This is a genomic window from Cellulophaga sp. BC115SP (assembly GCF_009905545.1).
In the GTDB taxonomy this organism is placed as follows: domain Bacteria; phylum Bacteroidota; class Bacteroidia; order Cytophagales; family Spirosomataceae; genus Flectobacillus; species Flectobacillus rivi.
The window spans coordinates 1-641 of record NZ_JAAALB010000189.1 but is presented as its reverse complement, the minus strand read 5'-3'; the positions used below and the strand labels follow the sequence as shown (position 1 = coordinate 641).

Below are 641 nucleotides of genomic sequence, written 5' to 3'. Positions count from 1 at the left end.
GATGGTAGATCAGTATCAAACTCCCAATCCTCAAGTCTTGAGTCTGTGTACGGCTGTAGGCTTTGCTTGGTCGTTTTAGGGTCTATCACTCTTTTGAAGAACCCCACCCCACTACCATATATCATATCCCGAATACTGACTAACTGAGCAGGTACCTGGTTGTTACCAACAATCATGCTTTTCATCATGTTAGGCATGTTGTCGGTGTGTCCCCATCGGATATGATCCGTTACTGCCGAACCGAATAGACTGTCATGATAGCCAAAAGCGGCATCCCTTGACGTCAATTGCAATACCGCCGAATTGAGTACAAATAGAGAATCCGATAGTTGTTGTACTTTCATAAAATTGTTAGGTGTAGAACTTCAGCTCAATTACACTGTATGGTCTATGAGCAGTCCGTTGTATTCAATCATGAGGTCAATTAGTATTTCAAAAGTTCTATCAGTATCGTAATCGTAGAGGAGCAGAACGTGATTGATTTTAACATTACCGTTGTATTTCCCTTTTCCGGGTAAATTTCGAATGCTCTTGGAGACGTTCGCTTTGTATCCTATTTCTCCATCTACTTTACGATACTTGATAGAAAATTTGTGTACCTCATCGCCCCGTGTGTCTTGGTGAATTTCGGCAAACATCAC

The 641-nt window shown here is 41.7% G+C and carries 2 protein-coding genes; both read right to left on the bottom strand.

Annotated elements, in window-relative coordinates; all coding sequences use genetic code 11:
- A partial coding sequence (locus tag GVN22_RS27580; protein ID WP_205691076.1) for a hypothetical protein occupies positions 1 to 344 on the bottom strand: 344 nt, incomplete at its 3' end.
- A gap of 30 nt (positions 345 to 374) precedes the next feature.
- A partial coding sequence (locus tag GVN22_RS27575) for a hypothetical protein (protein WP_205691075.1) occupies positions 375 to 641 on the bottom strand: 267 nt, incomplete at its 5' end.